The organism is Acinetobacter sp. SM34, assembly GCF_022012365.1.
Classification (GTDB): domain Bacteria; phylum Pseudomonadota; class Gammaproteobacteria; order Pseudomonadales; family Moraxellaceae; genus Acinetobacter.
In genome coordinates, this window is sequence record NZ_JAKLTP010000001.1 from 91,598 (window position 1) to 106,011 (window position 14,414).

General features: G+C 41.0%; 11 protein-coding genes and 1 pseudogene. 7 read left to right on the forward strand and 5 right to left on the reverse strand.

What is annotated here, in order from left to right; all coding sequences use genetic code 11:
• The first annotated feature begins 39 nt into the window (after positions 1 to 39).
• Positions 40 to 498 carry a DUF2750 domain-containing protein gene (locus LZZ98_RS00435; protein ID WP_237786183.1) on the forward strand — a complete coding sequence of 153 codons (459 nt, stop codon included), beginning with the start codon at positions 40 to 42 and terminating at the stop codon, positions 496 to 498.
• A gap of 2 nt (positions 499 to 500) precedes the next feature.
• On the opposite strand, the gene LZZ98_RS00440 is transcribed toward LZZ98_RS00435, so the two are convergent.
• From LZZ98_RS00440 to yccS, 4 genes are all read right to left on the reverse strand, one after another.
• Positions 501 to 1,283, reverse strand: a complete 783-nt coding sequence (locus LZZ98_RS00440) for a YdcF family protein (RefSeq protein WP_237786184.1) — start codon at positions 1,281 to 1,283, stop codon at positions 501 to 503.
• 121 nt (positions 1,284 to 1,404) lie between these two features.
• Positions 1,405 to 4,041 carry a PepSY domain-containing protein gene (locus LZZ98_RS00445; RefSeq protein ID WP_237786185.1) on the reverse strand — a complete coding sequence of 879 codons (2,637 nt, stop codon included), beginning with the start codon at positions 4,039 to 4,041 and terminating at the stop codon, positions 1,405 to 1,407.
• Between the two features lie 170 nt (positions 4,042 to 4,211).
• A complete protein-coding gene (locus tag LZZ98_RS00450; protein ID WP_237786186.1) occupies positions 4,212 to 4,772 on the reverse strand; it encodes a hypothetical protein in 561 nt (186 codons plus the stop codon).
• An 84-nt stretch (positions 4,773 to 4,856) separates the two neighbouring features.
• On the reverse strand, positions 4,857 to 7,031 hold the full coding sequence (gene yccS / locus LZZ98_RS00455) for a YccS family putative transporter (protein WP_237786187.1): 2,175 nt from the start codon (positions 7,029 to 7,031) through the stop codon (positions 4,857 to 4,859).
• A gap of 136 nt (positions 7,032 to 7,167) precedes the next feature.
• Here yccS and LZZ98_RS00460 point away from each other — a divergent pair, with 136 nt between their 5' ends.
• Positions 7,168 to 8,382 carry a multidrug effflux MFS transporter gene (locus tag LZZ98_RS00460; protein WP_237786188.1) on the forward strand — a complete coding sequence of 405 codons (1,215 nt, stop codon included), beginning with the start codon at positions 7,168 to 7,170 and terminating at the stop codon, positions 8,380 to 8,382.
• 394 nt (positions 8,383 to 8,776) lie between these two features.
• Here LZZ98_RS00460 and LZZ98_RS00465 read toward each other — a convergent pair.
• Positions 8,777 to 9,240 (reverse strand): annotated as a pseudogene (locus LZZ98_RS00465) (nitroreductase).
• Between the two features lie 429 nt (positions 9,241 to 9,669).
• Here LZZ98_RS00465 and LZZ98_RS00470 point away from each other — a divergent pair.
• From LZZ98_RS00470 to LZZ98_RS00490, 5 genes are all read left to right on the forward strand, one after another.
• Positions 9,670 to 10,986, forward strand: coding sequence for a DcaP family trimeric outer membrane transporter (locus LZZ98_RS00470; RefSeq protein ID WP_237786189.1), 1,317 nt, complete (start codon positions 9,670 to 9,672; stop codon positions 10,984 to 10,986).
• Between the two features lie 305 nt (positions 10,987 to 11,291).
• Complete coding sequence (locus LZZ98_RS00475) at positions 11,292 to 12,284, forward strand: patatin-like phospholipase family protein (protein WP_237786190.1); 993 nt, start codon at positions 11,292 to 11,294, stop codon at positions 12,282 to 12,284.
• A 316-nt stretch (positions 12,285 to 12,600) separates the two neighbouring features.
• Positions 12,601 to 12,798, forward strand: coding sequence for a hypothetical protein (locus LZZ98_RS00480; RefSeq protein WP_237786191.1), 198 nt, complete (start codon positions 12,601 to 12,603; stop codon positions 12,796 to 12,798).
• A 369-nt stretch (positions 12,799 to 13,167) separates the two neighbouring features.
• A complete protein-coding gene (locus LZZ98_RS00485; RefSeq protein WP_086199282.1) occupies positions 13,168 to 13,689 on the forward strand; it encodes an acyl-CoA thioesterase in 522 nt (173 codons plus the stop codon).
• 148 nt (positions 13,690 to 13,837) lie between these two features.
• A complete protein-coding gene (locus LZZ98_RS00490; protein WP_237786192.1) occupies positions 13,838 to 14,401 on the forward strand; it encodes a TetR/AcrR family transcriptional regulator in 564 nt (187 codons plus the stop codon).
• Positions 14,402 to 14,414: the final 13 nt, after the last annotated feature.

Sequence of the window (14,414 nt, forward strand, 5' to 3'; positions counted from 1 at the left end):
AAATCTCTAGTTAATAATAATTTTAACTATTGAAAAACTATGAGAAATCCATATCAACGCAAAGCTGCTAAAACTCAAAATAATACCTATAACGCGCAAGAGATCTATAAACAATTTGTTGAAATGATTGTAGGCCAAGGTTATGTCCATGCCTTATATGATGACGGCTGGGCATTATGTGCGACTCCTACCGGTCAGCGTGCATTTGCCATTTGGCAAAGCAAAGGCCTGGCAAAATTGTTGGTAAAAGACAATTGGGCAAATTATCAGATTCAGGAAATTTCATTAAAAGATTTTGTCGAAAAAGTGATTCCTTTTTTACGCCAGGAAAACACCATCGTGTCGATGGATTTAACCCCGGAAGGGCAAAATGTGCTGGTTGCACCGGAAAAATTATTATTGGATATTAAAAATTATCTGTATCGGATTTACGTACAAAAACCTGAATTATTTAAAGATGCAAAACTACCTTTACCACGTAACATTCGTTTGAACTGATTTTAGTATTCCTGTAACAGCCAACCACTAATGAAGGCAAAGTATTCGCGCAACCAGGAGTTGTAGCGAATATAAAGCGGTGTTGGAGCGCTGAGCGTGACTATCTGCTGATAGCCTTGATGTTTGGCAATGGCTTTGGCGCGTAAAATATGAAAGTCACTGGTGGCAATCACAATAGGCTGGTTCAGATGAATATGCCGCTGTGCCAGCAAAGGCTGTACATTGCGCAGGTTTTCTTCAGTACTGGTACTTTTTGCTTCTAATAGAATACGTGACTGATCAATATGATGCTGTTGTTGCAGATATTCAGACATTACTGCTGCTTCAGAAATCTGTTCTTGAAACCCTTTACCTCCGGTCACGACCAGCAGTGTTTCGGGGTACTGTTTGGCATAGGCGGCACCGATATCTAAACGCTGTTTTAAAGTGGGGGAGGGTCGACCCTTTTCGATTCCACTGCCCAATATAATGACTGCAGCAGCGGGCTGCATGTTATTGGACTGCTGACTGCTATAGTGCAGATAACTGAAAAACATCACTAATGTGATTATCCAGAGAACAAATCCCGCCCATGCACAGCGCCATAAAGTCTGTCTTAATGGGGTGAGCTGAATAAAGTTTTGAATCCGGTTAAAAAACAGGGCATAGAGCATCAGTGCTATACCGATAATCAGCGGAAGAATAATGCCTAAGTGAATCTTGTCCAGAGCAAGTAACCATAAGCCATCCAGTGCCAGCAAGCTGCCTATTATTAAGCTGAGACTGCGTTTAAAATTGCTGGACATAGCATGGACTCGAGATGAAGATTGTGCTTAGTTTAAACAGATTATAGAGTTTGAGAATAAAAAACCGAGCATTAAGGCCCGGTTTTTTTATTTGATTTAATGATTTAGATTGAATGATGAATTAGTAAACATCACGACGATAACGGCCTTGTTGACGTAGCTGGTCAACTTTAGTTTCACCCAGAATGTCGATTAAGGCCTGATCTACATCGCTAGCCATACCATTGATGCTACCGCATACGTAAATCACTGCGCCATTCTCCACCCAGGCTTTTAGTTCTTGCGCCTGTTTGCGTAATTTATGATGCACATAGACTTTTTCTGCTTGATCCCGTGAGAAAGCTAAATCGAGGTGTTGTAGCATAGCGGTGCTTTGCCAGGCTTCAATCGTGCTCTGATAGAAGAAGTCATGTTCACGCTTGCGTTCACCAAAGATTAGCCAGTTCTGAGTGTAGTTCTGACGGGTACGTGCATGTAACAGGCTCATTAATCCGGCAAGGCCTGTACCGTTACCAATGCAAATAATAGGGCGATTGTCATCAATCAGATGGAAAGATTCATTGTTACGGATGCGCAGTGCAATTTCACTATTCAGTGCTGCATGCTGTGTCAGCCAGCCTGAACCTAAGCCCAGTTGACCTTGGGCATCGGACTGTTGGCGCACCACTAAACGCAGAACTTGTTGTGAAGGAATACTGGCAATGGAATATTCACGTGAAGGCAGTGTAGGAAGTTGCTCCAGTAAATGATCCATATTGGCAAAAGGTTCAACTTCAACAGTCAAATCTTTGTTCCATAAAGCTTCTTCAATATTGATCTTTAACGAATCTACAGAGGTATTCGGCTGAATTTGATGCTGCTGCATAAACTGGGCAATACGTTCAGTACTGTTTCCGGGCTGAATCTCGGCGATATCACCGGCTTGCCAGCTCACTTCATGATCCGGCTTTAATTCGATATTAAAGGCGGGAGCACCTAAACTGTTTGGATTAAGCAGATCGCGTTTTGTGAGTGTCCAAGTATCGAAAGTTTTTTCGATATTCATGGCTTGTAATTCAAGTTGGGTCACTTTGGTTAGAGCGCTATTCCATGTCTGAATCTGCTCTTGATTGGCATTATCCACTTCAATGATATTAAACAGCTGCTGCGCACCATTCTGTTTTAACCAGTTATCAACTGCGTGGCCAAAATGACAGAAAGTGTCGGCATATTCTCGAGCACCCAAGGCCAATACTGCATAGTGCAGATGGCTTAAATCAGCTTTTTTGCGCAGTATTTTTTTGGCAAAACCCGAGGCTAAATCGGGTGCTTCACCGGTACCGTAAGTACTGGCTACAAATAAAACCTGTTCGGTATTTTTTAAATCATCCAGACTTAAATGCTGTACAGATTTCACGCTAGCAGGCTGGTGAGCCTGTTGCAGGCTGGTTGCTGTACGCCATGCCAGCTGTTCTGCTGTACCAGTTTGTGACGCATAGACAATCAGCCAAGGTTTTGCATTGCCATCAATACTAACTGCGGTTAAGCCGTGACGTGCAGCTTGGGTCAGTTTCTTCTGTTTGCGACGTTTCAGATAGAGCATCCAGCCTGTGACAAAGAACAATGGCATAGCCAGAGCAGCGAGCATTGCCATGAACTGGTATACCGGACCAAAGAAACTGCCACGGTGCACCGGCAGCATGCTGCTCATTATTTTTTCATTTAACTTTTTATCTTCATAAATTTCCATCTCTTTAATGGTAGATGCTTGATAATCAAATATGGCTTTGTTTCGTGCACGTTCATGCTGGGGAATGGCATCGACAAAGCTAATTTCAAGTTCACCATTGGACTTTTTCGGAATATTTAATGTGATGCTTGAATAATCACGACCGACTTGTGCATTAAAGCCGTTCCAGCTTTGGCTGAGTGCCAGATTGATCTGTTCCGGGCTTAAACCTTTTTTCTCCTGTTTTTCACCGCGCGGATGTTCAGCAGCTTTTTCAGGGTTACCTGTAGCTGCATTAGGCATTGTCTGGTCTGAACCTTCGCGGTTGCCGCGTGCTTCCCCGCCACGTAGCGTTTCTGCTTCACCCTTACTTTGCGGTTGTTCAACACCCATCACAGTGTACAAGCCACTACGCCACCAGCCATAAGACCAGGTTAGGCCTGTACACGCGATAATCAGGAAGAAAATCACCACCCAGGTACCCACAACCGCATGTAAGTCCCAAAGGAAATTACGACCTTTCAGTTGTGGCTTAAGCATGAACCACTGTTTAACAGAATGCTTTTTCGGCCAGCGCAGATATAGACCACTGAGTACAAAAAAGATCAGCATGAGGGTACAGGCCCCAGTGATCTGCTTGCCGACGGGTCCAATGGTTAAATTTCGATGCAACTGCTCGATAAACTTGAAAAATTCTCGTCCTTTAATCTCAGGTAACACTTCGGCTGTGTAAGGATTAATCATCATGGTATAGCCTTTACGTGCACCTTCTTTGACAATATTAATGCTTGAAGATGCGGTCGGGTCTTTGGCTACAGTGATGCTGTTAATTTTCATCTCTGGATCAGTCACCTGAAAATGCTGATACAGTTCGGAAGGGGTTAATTTGGCACGATTTTCAGCCTGTACCGTATAACTCTGTGGATTCAGCCATTTTTGAATAGGTTGTTCATAGGAATAAATGGCACCGGTAACGCCCATAATCGAGAGAATTAACCCGGCGGTAATCCCGAGGAACCAGTGGATCTGAAAAAAGGTTTTTTTTAACATAGCCGAAAAAACAGGGTGATAAACAGAATTAAACTGAATTATAACTGAACTTTTCCAAAATGATATCGATTTTGTAGGTAATATTTATTCTCATTATCATTTAGTTTTATCTAAATTAAAAAACCTCCAATCTGGAGGTTTTTATTTAACTGTATAGCTTGGTCTAGCGTTTAAATCTGTTTTGCTTCGCCCACTGTTTCAGTCAGGTGCTTGCGGATGGTATTGAAAGAAAAGTTCTTTGAATCCATACGTTTTGGCAGAATATAAGCACCTTGCTGACCTTTGACCTTGAAGTTAATCAGCATAAAGTCAGGCGTATTATACCATTCATACACATCTTTCCAGCCAATCGCACCTACACCTTCTTGTGCGCCCATTTGTTGACGCATGATCAGACCGTGTGGTTGTACGCCTAAACGAATGCCTTTAATTTCCTGAACCGGAAATTCGTTCATTTTGCGTTTTACATACCATTCCAAGCCGAATTTACGGATGAGCAGATAGACTACAACACAGACTAAAGCCACCCAGCAAAAAATAGTAGAATAATTTTTCAGCAAGATGATGCCGGCAATGGAAAGAATGGCAACAGCAGCCATGATCAACCATGCTTTGGTACCAATTTTATTGGTGCTACGCCAGATAGCAAGTTGAGCTTGACGTTGCTCAGCCTCGGAAATTTCATAGTTCACAGGCTGTAGGGTATAAGCGTATAAATTTTTCGCGGTCATAATGAATTAACAAATTTAGAACTGTAAAAAGTTTAGCATTATTTATACCAATTCAGTGAGTATATTGTTCCAAAATCATCCTATTTATAATGAGCCTAATTCGGTGGCCTTTTCATCACGGTCATGGCTTAAACTTTGCTTTAAACGACTGAGTTGACTCAGAATGCTGAGCATCAACGATAATTGCTGCAAAACGATCAGCGATTTATGATCATCTTCATTATTTTGGCTTAAGCGCTGACGAATGGTATTCAGCATATTCTGTGCGCTGAGGTCAGGGACTTCATCGTTTAATAGCGCACCGCGAATATCATCTAAAGCTTTGTCTAATAGTTGCAAAACTTCCTGATCTTCAATCTTCTCGCGATGTGCGCCCAGTGCGGCAATATAACTGAGCAGGGTATGATTCAGACACAGGAATTCAAAAGCCAAGCTTTTTTGTACCGGATCAAAATCCGGTTCTGTGGCTAAGGTTGAAATGAGTGAGGCAACATCTGCATCGTTATTATGGGCAGCACGACGCACTACACGATATTTCAAGCCGTTATTGCGTCCGCTTTTGTACTGTTCAATGACTTCGGCTAAATATTCACATTGAGTGGTGAGTGAACGTCGGATCGTGCGGGGCAAACGACGGAATTTCCAGTCCGGGAAAATAAAGCTCACCCCAAACCAGGCCAAGGCACAGCCAATCAGGGTATCAATCATGCGGGGTAGGGCTGCGGCAAAACCTATTCCATCGAGGTTAAAATTAATTAACGCCAAAATAGTGATAAAGGCAGTGGCTTGGGCATATTGTTTACTGCGTAATTCAAAGAACAGTACCCCACTTAAAATCAGCAGTAATAATTGTCCTTCGATTGATGGAATAAAATACAAAATGGCATAACCCAGAATAATACCGACCAAGGTACCAACGATACGCAGACGTAAACGGCGTTTGGTGGCGTTAAAGTTAGGCTGGCTGACAAAGAGAGCAGTCAGTAAAATCCAGTAGCCATATTGAATCTGGGTAATCTGGACAAAAATATAACCAATAAACAGGACAATAGAGACACGAATTGCGTGTCTAAACAGCACCGACTCTGGCGTTAAATGCTGCTTGATCCGGATGACAATATCATCCCAGCCTTTTAAATCATCATCTTTCAGCTGGTTTTCAATATGTTTGCTTTTATCGAACTTGATATGCCGTTCAGTTTCTACATTACGCAGTTGGGCATCAATTGACTTTAAATTTTGATACAGCGAAAACAGTGCATTGACCCAGACCTGATCATATTGCTGCTCGGCACGAAGTTTTTCCAAAGACAGCTTTAAATTGGCAAAAGCATGTTTAAAGCGTTTGTTATGCTGATAGGTTTCACGCTGCAAAATGCTCTGGCTTAAATCTTTGCAGGCCTTGGCCTGAATAGAGAGAATCCGTTGAAAGCGAAACAAAATATCACTATGTTCAAAAATCTTGACCAGCTTTTGATAATCAATATGCGCTGAATCGGCACGTTCATGAATATCCTGTGCCACAAAATAATATTGCAGGCTGCGACGGGTATCTTTTTGCCCCCGGTCACCTTTTAAACGGGTCAGTAACGCAGTTTTCATCTCATTGAAAATGCCGACCAGCTTGCCATTTTCCAAAGACAGCTCAATCATGCTTTGTTGATAACTGTCTGGAGTCATGTCGACATCAAACAGGTTGGATTTGGCAAACAGAAAATCACCGAGTGATGAGTAGCACTGAGATAATTTGTCCTGAACCTGGCGAACTGGAAATAACAGAAAACTGATGGTGGAAAGCAGGCCATACCACATTGCACCAATCACCAGGAGTCCAGCTTGAGTATACCAATGATCAAACAGTCCAACACCGAGCATTGAATAGACGGAAATGACCAGACAGCCATAAGAAATGGTGGCGTAGCGACGACCGAGTGAACCCAGTAAAATCCAGCCGATGCATGACACGATTAGCCCAATGGCAAATAAAATGGGATGAGGAAATAAAAAATAAATCGAGACAGCGGTAATAAAGAAGCCGATATAGGTATAAATCAGGTTCATGATCCGCACCGAAAAGCGGTCATCGATATCACTTAAACCGGCAGCGACTACACCTAGGGTCAGGGGGATGGTGATAAGTTGCTGTCCCATAAAATAAGGCACAAAGGCAGTACCCGCGAATGCAATAATCATGCGCAGGTTATACATAAATGTCGTGTTATAAGTCGCTTGTTTAAGACGCGTCAGCCAAGATTTCAAGTTATGTCCTAATCCACAAATGATTTATGCAGCATGCAGTGAAATTATGTGATTTTTCACTCTCATGACTGGGAAATAATACTATGTACAGTGTAAGCTTGTCTGCAAAGCCTATATTTAAAAATTAAATATCAATATGTCTGCACAACAATCAACACAAGCATATTCCACGGCCTGGATTATGCTGCTGGCCTTGCTGACCTCTTTGGGTCCGCTTTCTATTGATATGTACTTGCCGGCCTTGCCACAAATGGCACAGGATTTTGAGGTAAGTACGCAAATGGTAGCCAATACTTTACCTGCTTATTTTCTGGGACTGGCTTTAGGGCAGCTGATTTATGGCCCGCTGAGTGACCGAATTGGACGTAAAGCACCGTTGTATCTGGGTTTAACGCTGTATGTGCTGGCCAGCCTGTTGTGTGTTTTTGTCAGCAATGAGTGGAGCCTGATTGCAGCGCGTATTGTACAGGCGGTTGGTGGCTGTGTGGGTGTGGTCATTGCCCGGGCTGCCATTCGTGACCGTCTGGATATGCAAGCTTCAGCGCAGGCCTTTGCCAGCATGATGATTGTGATGGGGATTGCGCCTATTATTGCGCCGAGCTTGGGTGCGATGATATTAAAGTTCTTTTCCTGGCAGGCGGTGTTTGTCATTTTGGCTGTGGTGGGGCTGGTCTGTTTGCTGTGTGTACACTTTTTCTTTAAGGAAAGTTTGCCGCATGAACGCCGTTTAAAGTTAAATATTGGCCAGGTCTTGCGCTTATATATCACTATTTTTAGAGACCAGAGTTTCAGATGGCCGATGTTGGCAGGATGTTTTTCAGGTGGGGTTTTATTCTGCTATATCAGTTCATCAGCTGCCGTGCTGATGGATGATTATGGCTTAACCCAGCAGCAATTTGGCTATGCCTTTGGGCTGAATGCCTTTGGTATTATGCTGCTGTCCACTTTAAACAAACGGTTGGCGCAGCATTTTTCTGTAATGCATCGGTTGAAAATGGGCGGTATATTGCAGCTGATCGGTGCCACTATTTTATTGGTCTCGGGGTTAATGGCGACTAGTCCATTATGGCTAGTCTTTATAGGCATGTTTTTGGCGGTTTCAGGTATTGGTTTTACCGGCCCCAATGCGATGGCCCTGGCCATGTCGGAGCAGGGCGCACGCGCGGGAACCGCCAGTGCAATTATGGGAAGCATGCAGTTTGCTTGTGGCTTGCTCGGTGGAATCCTGTTAAATTTCCTGATCTGGAGCTCGCTGCTGAATATGAGCATTGTCATGTTGATCTTTGTTGCGATTACCCTGCTTACGATTATGAAACTCAGTTTAAATCAGGCACAGTATGAATCTTCATAAAGATGAATGAACTAAAAAGAGACCTATAAGGCACTGCTGTCCCATAGTTGAAGTCCATGTGTCAGATTCGCGAGTGTGGCAGGGATGCCCCACACATTCCCCATTCCTTGCGCTGCGTTTTAAAGCAGTGCTTAAAACTGGCTCAGGTCGTGTATGGGGAATAAAGACTTTTCTTGCGAACTCAAAATATATTTTGAGTTCTCATTTTGGTCTGTCAACAGTAGGGTTTAGCCTACACAAAGCCATTTAAACCTCTAAAGAAAAGACAAGGCTGTGAAAAATATAAATATCAAATACCTAAAGATAAAAAATCATTATGCTGATTCAATACTAAAATAAAATTCAAATTATGGGACAGCATTGACCATGATTGTCTCTTTTTCTTTAAAACGGTTTATTGATCCATAAAAACCGTGAATTCATCAACCGCAATACGCGGTGTAATAAAAGTATTCACAATATCATCAGGATCGGCATAATCGAGTGCAAGGGTACAAACCAGTTCTTCATTTTCAGGAGCATTCAGCACATCCAGTACGATGGAATGAAAATGGTTGCATGCTGCTTGTGGACAGGTATCCAGATCACGCGCCTTGGCAGTGATCATCACATTTTGAATCATCATGGCAATGTTTTTTGATACTGCTGACCCAGTTCGGGTTGTTGTATAAGTTCAGTTTGGGCTTTGCAAACCACGCCGCAGCGTTTCATCATATTTCTTGCCCATAATCACATAGCCTTTCCAAGGCTGAGTATTGCTTCCTGAAGGTGCCCGGCTCACTACAGTCAAAATATCCCTCATGATTTGCATATCAACCGCTTTATTTAAAAAACACCTAATGAATGAAGAGAGCTAATGGCATGATCAACGTGCTGAACCTGTTACAAGTGCATAAAAAATCCTTTTGAAATGAGTCTTTAAGCAGGATTTTACTTTATACATTAGTCGAATGGGGATGGGATAAAACTTATATGATTTTTATATAAGTAATTGAATATAGTATTAATTTTAAAATTGTCATTTATAAATAAGATTGTTTTTTAATCGTCGTTCGAGAAAACTGATTTTAATAAAGCATAAAAATTGCTAGATTTGCCATGACGTGTAAGTTTTTACATGTTGCAATTTTATAATATTTTAAATTTTTTACTGCCTCATAAGCTGAAAATGCAATGATTTTTTAAGCTTGTTAATTTTTTGAAGGGTTTTTTTTCATAGATTTATTGGGTTTTGAAAAATCAAAGAATGCATGGATGCGAATATTTAACAAATCGGAGATTTTAAGAATGAGTCAATTACGTAACGGTAAATTTATCGCTAAAGGTTTAGCATTAGCAGTTACAGCGGTAATGGCAAGCACTACATATGCAGGCACAGCTGAACAAAAACAGATTCAGGACTTACGTAAAGAAGTAGAAGCATTAAAATCTTTAATCCAACAACAACAGCAAGTTCAACAACAGCAACAAACTCAAATTGAGCAAGTCAAAGCACAGCCAGTACAACTTGCTGCAGCGGCAAAACCTGAAGCACCTGCAACAGGCTTTAAAACCAAAGCCGGTGCAAATGTAAACCTATACGGTTTTGTCCGTGGCGATGCCAACTATATTATTGAAGGCGCAGATGATGACTTTAACTCTGCACATAAATCTGAGGGCAAAACTAAAGATAAACTTCGTGCCACTGCTAAAATCACACGTCTTGGTTTAGATTTTAATACGAACGTTGGTGATGCGAAAGTTGGTGGTAAAGTTGAAACTGACTTTGCCGGCTCTAATGAAGCTTTCCGTATTCGCCATGCTTATTTAACTTATAATGACTGGCTATTCGGTCAAACTACTTCGAACTTCTTGTCCAATCATGCTCCTGAAATGATTGATGCTACTACCAACATTGGTGGCGGTATAACGCGTATTCCTCAAGTTCGTTATAACTTCAAACTTGCACCACAAACTCAGTTGTTTGTTTCTGCAGAAAAAGGTAATAGCCTTGCAACTTTGGCAGGTACAGCGGCTGCTGACAAACTTGCCGGTACTGCAGCTGATGTGACATACCGCTTACCAACGCTTACTGCTAAGTTAACCCAAGGTTTTGCAGATGGTAAAGGTTCAGTATCTGCACGTGCTTTGGTTGAAAATTATAAATCAACAGCAGCTGATGATGACAAAACTGGTTGGGGTGTAGCTGCAGGTGTAAATTATCAAGTCACCAATCCATTAAAAGTGTCTGCTGATGTTTCGCATGTGGTGGGTAACAGTAACTATTTATATGGCAGCAATTCAGCTTATATTGTAGATGCGGCAAATAACAGTATTGAGCAGAATGAATTTAATGCAGTTCAAGTCGGTGCAACTTATAAGATTTTACCTAACTTGCGTTCAACACTGGCTTATGGCGCACAGTTTGCTGATGATGGTACTGACTATGCCCGACTCAATACGACAGCGAATGAAAAAGTGCAACAGGCATGGATCAACGTTATTTATTCACCAGTTGCACCAATTGATCTAGGTGTGGAATATATTAACGGTAAGCGCGACACATTTGCTGGCGAATCATATAAAGATAACCGTGTAGGTTTAATGGCTAAATATAATTTCTAATTCAAAACTGGAAATTTAAAAAAGAGGCGATTGATTCGCCTCTTTTTTATTTGAAAAATTATTTTTAATCTCCAATTAATGTTAAAGCAATCTAATCAATACCATGTAATAAGCGTTTTTTCGATAAACAAAAATTGGTCAAAAAATGAGATAATATAATTATGATAGGGCAAATGTATCAATGATGTTTTTAAAGGCTGATATTTTTGTAATGGGAACTTTACGAAATACTACAGTTTCACAAATAGATCATTCTTAAACTATACGCCTTTTTACGAACAGCTTTATTTATCTTTAGGTGGTTCATGAGCAACATCAAATTTAGTTTTATTGTTTTGGCAGTACTGGGTCTGGGTGGATGCCAAACGGTGTCTCAACCTAAGCTTACTGTTGGTTCAACTGGACTATCTGAACCACCAACTGTAGATGCTCAAGTCCGGGCAGACCGTATTAATTTTAAAAAACTCAAACAGCAGGAAAACCGTCCTATTGTGGCCTTGGTGCTGGGTAGTGGTGGTGCTCGGGGCTATGCCCATATTGGGGTGATTCAGGTGCTGGAGCAGCAAGGTATACACCCTGATTTGATTGTAGGAACCAGCGCAGGCAGTATTGTGGGTTCCATTTATGCCAGTGGTAAAACAGCAGAAGAACTCCGCGATATTGCTTTAAACATGAAAGCCAATGATGTTCGTGATGTAAAGCTAGATATGAAAGGCTTTTTTGACGGTCAAAAAGTTGAAAATTATGTCAATCAGCAAGTCAATAATACGCCATTGGAATCGCTAAAAATCCCCATGTACGTGGTCGCAACGGAATTAAAAGAAGGCAAAAAAGTCGTCTTTAACTATGGTAATACCGGACAGGCGGTACGCGCTTCGGTGTCTATTCCAAGCATGTTTATTCCAACCAAAATTGGGGCGGATGAATATGTAGATGGCGGTTTGGTGAGTCCTGTACCTGTAGGCGTGGCACGTGATTTGGGTGCGGATATTGTGATTGCCGTGGATATTCTGGCACAACCGATGCATACCGAAACCAGTAATGTTTGGGGAATGTTCAATCAAAATATTAATATTATGCAGAGTCGTTTAGCTGAAGAAGAGCTCAAGCATGCAGATATCGTGATTCAGCCGGATTTAAGGGAAAAAGGCCATATATTTGATGTAAAAGGCCGTGCAATGACCATGCAAGCCGGTGCAGATGCAGCGCAAAATCAATTAAATCCCATTACAGCCTTATTGAAACAGAAACATTATCCATTCGGTCATACCGTTCAGCAATTAAGCGCACAGGATTAGCCATTTAATAAACTTCAATGATGAAATCGAATAGAGCCCAGGCTTAGATTCATCATTGCGATGCTGTTATTTTTAGTTGATTTAAATTTTGGTTTTGATTAATAATTGATCAAAAATAATAGGGTGGTACTGTAAATAGAAACTAATTAATTGATATTTCTCAATAAAATAAACTAAGTGATGAAAGCTTTTATACTATACAATTTTTATATTAATATGTTTTTGTTCAATGATTTAAGTTTACCAGTGGATCAAAATTCACTAAACTGGTTTTATTGAAATGGTGATGAAAGCATATTTCTGTAAGGATGGTTAAATGAATAGCAGTAGTATGAAAATAGAAAAATTTTTAATCGGCCAAAAAGTCAAAATGGCAAGTATGGGACATCTGGTATTTACCGTCATTGCAGAAAATACCGATGGTACCTATAGTGTTGAAACCCAGCTAGACCAGCAGAATGTACTAAGTTACGGCAATATTTCTAAAGAAATGCTGCGTGAGATAACAGCTTAATCTAATTTTAATTAGGCAATTTATTTGCAGGATGAAACAGGTTAAAGCTTCGCACTTTCGCACCCATGTATTTAATATTTTGTTTTACCCAGTCTTGGTTGGGTGATGACCTAAACAAATGTTTTAAAAAACATAGCCATATTTTTTTGTAATCTAATTTTTAGAACAAATATTCTATTAAAATCAGTCTATAAGAAAAATGCTTATGCGTCAGTGAGTTGATAAATTTGATATATATTTTCTTGAATGATACCAAAATCACTATAAATAATAATGATGGTTTTATTGCCAATTTCCACATTTTATTACGCAGAAAAACGCTATAATCCTTGCTTATACTATTGTCTGTAAATGAGTCTAGAGAACGCGATGTCCCCATTAGATCAAATTGCTCCAGCATTAGATGACCAGTCTGAATTAACCATGACAGTCTTAATGACTCCTGATATGGCAAACTTTTCAGGAAATGTGCATGGCGGAACAATTCTAAAATTACTGGACCAAGTCGCATATGCATGTGCTAGCCGTTATTCAGGCAGTTATGTCGTGACCTTGTCGGTCGATAAAGTCAATTTCAAAGAACCGATTCATGTTGGTGAACTCGTGACTTTCCTTGCCAGTGTCAACCATGTGGGTCGTACTTCTATGGAAATCGGGATTCGCGTAGAAGCACAGAACATCCAAAAGCGTACCGTACGTCATACCAATAGCTGCTATTTCACCATGGTGGCCGTGGATGAAAATGGTAAACCGAAACAGATTCCTGCATTAAATCTGGACAATGACTGGAAACGTTGCCGTTTTGAGGCTGCTGAACATCGCAAAGTGGCACGATTGCAAGAAAGCCATCATCCTTCATGCAGTATTTATAAAAAAACCTCACAATGCTAATGGCCGAATAAGGCGAGTTTGAAACATTGATCTAGAAAAGACTGCTTTTAAGCGGTCTTTTTTGATTTTAACGGGAAGATTGGAGCTATACAGCAAGCAAAAATTATCCTAATATAAAACGATACGTATCGTTTCGTTTTGGTGGTTGATGACTGAACTAGAAAAAACTTCGCGTCGCAAGCAATGTATTTTGCAGGCAGTGACTGCCGCATTGGAAGATGAGGATTACAGTCATTTAACCGTCGAAGATATTGCTGCACGGGCAGGGGTAGGAAAGTCGACCATTTATCGCTGGTGGAAGCATAAATCTGATCTGGTTTTTGATGCCTTTAAAGAGCACACCGCTTCGGTCTTTGATCTGAACTTCGAGCAGAGCCTGGAAGTTAATCTGAACCAGCAGCTGTTAAAATTGTCACTCGCGCTAAATCATCCATTAGGGCGAGCTTTATTGGTGGTAATGGCCGAGCATCGTGAAGCAGCCGGTGAATTCTTCAGGCTGTATTTATTACCGCGTCGTGAGCAAACACGCAAGCTGATTCAACTTGCCATAGAGCGTAACGAAATTATTGCCGATTATCCCTTTGAACTGATGCTGGATACGCTGTATGGGCCGATTCATTATCAGATTATTTTCTTTAATTGCATGCCAGATGAAACTTACATACACAATCTTGTGAGTTTGGTGATGCAACCTGTTCTGGTTCAAAAGTAGCACTAGGCTACCG

What these genes read in the sequence shown, in the direction of transcription:
- LZZ98_RS00435 (WP_237786183.1), top strand. Translation starts at nt 40, where the DNA reads ATGAGAAATCCATATCAACGCAAAGCTGCTAAAACTCAAAATAATACC.
- LZZ98_RS00440 (WP_237786184.1), bottom strand. Translation starts at nt 1,283, where the DNA reads ATGTCCAGCAATTTTAAACGCAGTCTCAGCTTAATAATAGGCAGCTTG.
- LZZ98_RS00445 (WP_237786185.1), bottom strand. Translation starts at nt 4,041, where the DNA reads ATGTTAAAAAAAACCTTTTTTCAGATCCACTGGTTCCTCGGGATTACC.
- LZZ98_RS00450 (WP_237786186.1), bottom strand. Translation starts at nt 4,772, where the DNA reads ATGACCGCGAAAAATTTATACGCTTATACCCTACAGCCTGTGAACTAT.
- LZZ98_RS00460 (WP_237786188.1), top strand. Translation starts at nt 7,168, where the DNA reads ATGTCTGCACAACAATCAACACAAGCATATTCCACGGCCTGGATTATG.
- LZZ98_RS00470 (WP_237786189.1), top strand. Translation starts at nt 9,670, where the DNA reads ATGAGTCAATTACGTAACGGTAAATTTATCGCTAAAGGTTTAGCATTA.
- LZZ98_RS00475 (WP_237786190.1), top strand. Translation starts at nt 11,292, where the DNA reads ATGAGCAACATCAAATTTAGTTTTATTGTTTTGGCAGTACTGGGTCTG.
- LZZ98_RS00480 (WP_237786191.1), top strand. Translation starts at nt 12,601, where the DNA reads ATGAATAGCAGTAGTATGAAAATAGAAAAATTTTTAATCGGCCAAAAA.
- LZZ98_RS00485 (WP_086199282.1), top strand. Translation starts at nt 13,168, where the DNA reads ATGTCCCCATTAGATCAAATTGCTCCAGCATTAGATGACCAGTCTGAA.
- LZZ98_RS00490 (WP_237786192.1), top strand. Translation starts at nt 13,838, where the DNA reads ATGACTGAACTAGAAAAAACTTCGCGTCGCAAGCAATGTATTTTGCAG.